4 protein-coding genes are annotated in these 2,533 nt (G+C 48.1%); all 4 read right to left on the bottom strand.

The genetic code is table 11. From position 1 onward, the window contains the following. Positions 1 to 25: 25 nt before the first annotated feature. The 4 genes from B3520_RS12015 to B3520_RS12000 all read right to left on the bottom strand — a co-directional run bounded on the left by B3520_RS12015 (position 26) and on the right by B3520_RS12000 (position 2,450). Positions 26 to 1,207, bottom strand: coding sequence for a ComEA family DNA-binding protein (locus tag B3520_RS12015; protein WP_286876134.1), 1,182 nt, complete (start codon positions 1,205 to 1,207; stop codon positions 26 to 28). A 9-nt stretch (positions 1,208 to 1,216) separates the two neighbouring features. After that, positions 1,217 to 1,744: a hypothetical protein gene (locus B3520_RS12010; RefSeq protein WP_286806077.1), complete on the bottom strand. Its 528-nt coding sequence runs from the start codon at positions 1,742 to 1,744 to the stop codon at positions 1,217 to 1,219. Between the two features lie 179 nt (positions 1,745 to 1,923). After that, complete coding sequence (locus B3520_RS12005) at positions 1,924 to 2,145, bottom strand: DUF3820 family protein (protein WP_286806076.1); 222 nt, start codon at positions 2,143 to 2,145, stop codon at positions 1,924 to 1,926. After that, positions 2,142 to 2,450 carry a hypothetical protein gene (locus B3520_RS12000; protein WP_349678481.1) on the bottom strand — a complete coding sequence of 103 codons (309 nt, stop codon included), beginning with the start codon at positions 2,448 to 2,450 and terminating at the stop codon, positions 2,142 to 2,144. The genes B3520_RS12005 and B3520_RS12000 overlap by 4 nt, the downstream gene beginning before the upstream one ends. Positions 2,451 to 2,533: the final 83 nt, after the last annotated feature.

Below are 2,533 nucleotides of genomic sequence, written 5' to 3'. Positions count from 1 at the left end.
CAGATCAAGTCTGAACTACTACAATTCAATAGATAACGCAGCCATGCCTAATTTTTTCCACAGTCTTTGGGCCCACCCCAGAAAATTCTTGGAGCTCTTCGAACGCTCTAAATTTGCTTTTTGCTCGCTTCTTAATTATCTCTTTTGCCAACCCCTCAGAGATCCCTGGTACGGCCTTAAGGTCAATTAACTCAGCAGTGTTTAGGTTGACCCTTCCCTCTTCTTTTGCTTTCTTCTCTAATGCATCTCCCGACAACTCTAGAATATCGCCCAGTGTCAAGTATGTGTAGAGTACGGCTCTTACTGCTTCAGAGTACCCCACATCCGAGTGCACCCCCTTTGATGCCTTGTCATTTAAGCGCTGAATGAACGACCCCAAGTAGTTTATATGTGCCTTTGCCAGATCTTTATCGGAGCCAGACTTTGCATTTTCGTCCAGAAATGCCCACAACCGATTGATATACTGGTCGTTTCCTAACTTTCGCTCTCCAAGCTTAGCTTCTCTTGGCGGGTAAATCGAGTCCGCCACATCTTTTATAACACGTCGGGCCGCTGTTAAGGCGTGCGACCAATCTTCAGATGACGTCGATGACAGCCGCTCATATGCGGACATAAATTTTTCAATTGCGCTCGGGCAAGTATCTAGAAGAAGTGTGTCCACTCGATCACGAATTACGTTGAACTGTCGGCTAGGTATTTCTCCAAAGTTAAGCGTTTTGTATAGGCGTGTCGCCCAAGAGTATGTTTCATTAGAGGATGCGGATATTGTGCCTTGGAGATTAGTTCGGTAAAAAACACCATCATTTCCGGACTTTTCCCTATTCAATCTCGCCAGGACATGCTCAATGAACTCGATGCTTTTAAATGCCCCGCCTGATATTGACAATCTAGGTTGTATCTCTTCATTCGTAAGAGGAAGCTTGAGCTCTTTAATCTTGCCGGCGAGTTGGCGTACGTATTCTTCATCAATATCCTCCGGATAAGGCAATCCAGTTTCGTATCGCCCCAATTGAAAGCCGCACCACCGCTTCAGTTTCTTATCGTCTATTAGGTCAGAAGCGAGATCTAATTTTCTAATTGCCAATGAGGTTGAACCTGGCTTCCCTAGCTGTATCGCATCGAGAGCTTCTCGAGCAAGAATTAGCGTCTCTTCATGTATTCCATTGGGCATATTGACCTCAAAATCTAACGTCGCTGTGATTGGCATTGCTAAGTTTTACTTTAGCTTGAATGGCTTCCAGTCAGAGTCTGGTATATCTGTCCCACCAATGGGCGGGGTCAAGTCCTTCGTCGCCAGTTTAAGCGTGGCCTCAGCTGTAAAGATGTGGAAATTTAGCCGAAGCATCCTATTTTCTTTCTCGAGCTTTTGCAGGTAAAGGTCTGCTATCGGAAACGTCAATAGTTTCATCTCGCCAGGTTTCAGGACAGTGGGAACCTGTTCTGACTCCAAAATGGGGAATAATTCACCTTCTATCTCTGGGAAGCTCAGCATCTCGATTTCTCTAAGGACGAGCTCTCGATTCCCCGTATTTGAAATTGCAATCTCACAGGCTTGAGAGTTCGCAAAGTTCTCAGTTCTCGGATTCCATGCAGCAAGGGTTCCAACAAGAGAAAACCGCTTATAAAAAAGGCTGAAATACAATGAAATAAGTGAAACAGTCAGCGCACCTCCCGAAATGGCAAGCGTGATTATATCTTTTGCCTCCATCGGGGCCCCCCATTGAAATTTAACAATGTTATTCAAAGGCAAATTGCCTGTTTTAAATCAGTAAGTTTGCCTACGCGTTCCTTGACACCTTTTGTAGCATGCCTCCAAGCCCCTATCATACCTGCCTTAGAGAAATTTGGCATAAAACCTCCAGCACGAAATCCGGCAGTTTCCCCGCATAATCCCCGATATACAGGAATAAGATTTTAACGTCATCACCGCACCAACTCCTGCAACATCCCCTCCAGTCCATTCACCTTCACCTCATACATCAACGCCAGCTGCCGCCCCAATTTGCTGTTGGGAAACCCCTGACCATGGAACCACACCAGATAGGGTTCCGGCAGTTCCAGCAGCTTGCGCCCCTGGTATTTACCAAAGGGCATGGTCTGGTTGACGGCGTCGAGCAGGTCTTGTGGATTCAGGTCAGGGTTCATCGCAAGGTCTGTATAAAGGCCAGAAGTATCAGCAGTGGGCAGATGATGCGCACGTAAAAGGGCCAGATTTTCCAGAACAGGCTGTGCTCGATGTCCTGGTGGCCGGCTTTGAGTTCGTTGAGCAGGTGGTTGCGGTGCATGATCCAGCCGACGAACAGGCATAGGGCGATGCCCAGCAGCGGTTGGCTGTATTCGGTGGTGAGCGAGACGGTGGCGTCGAACAGAGTGCTCATGTTGGCGATGATCAGCGCGCTTATGAGGAAGATGAGGGCACCGATGCTCCAGGCGGCGCCGGTGCGCTTCAAGCGGGTGCGTTAGGTGACCACCGAGACCGGCGTTTCAAGCATGGAAATAGAGTAGGTGAGGGCGGCGATGCTCATCAGGGCAA

Source organism: Marinimicrobium sp. UBA4509, assembly GCF_002388575.1.
Taxonomy (GTDB): domain Bacteria; phylum Pseudomonadota; class Gammaproteobacteria; order Pseudomonadales; family Cellvibrionaceae; genus Marinimicrobium; species Marinimicrobium koreense.
This window is presented reverse-complemented; position numbering and strand designations above follow the sequence as displayed.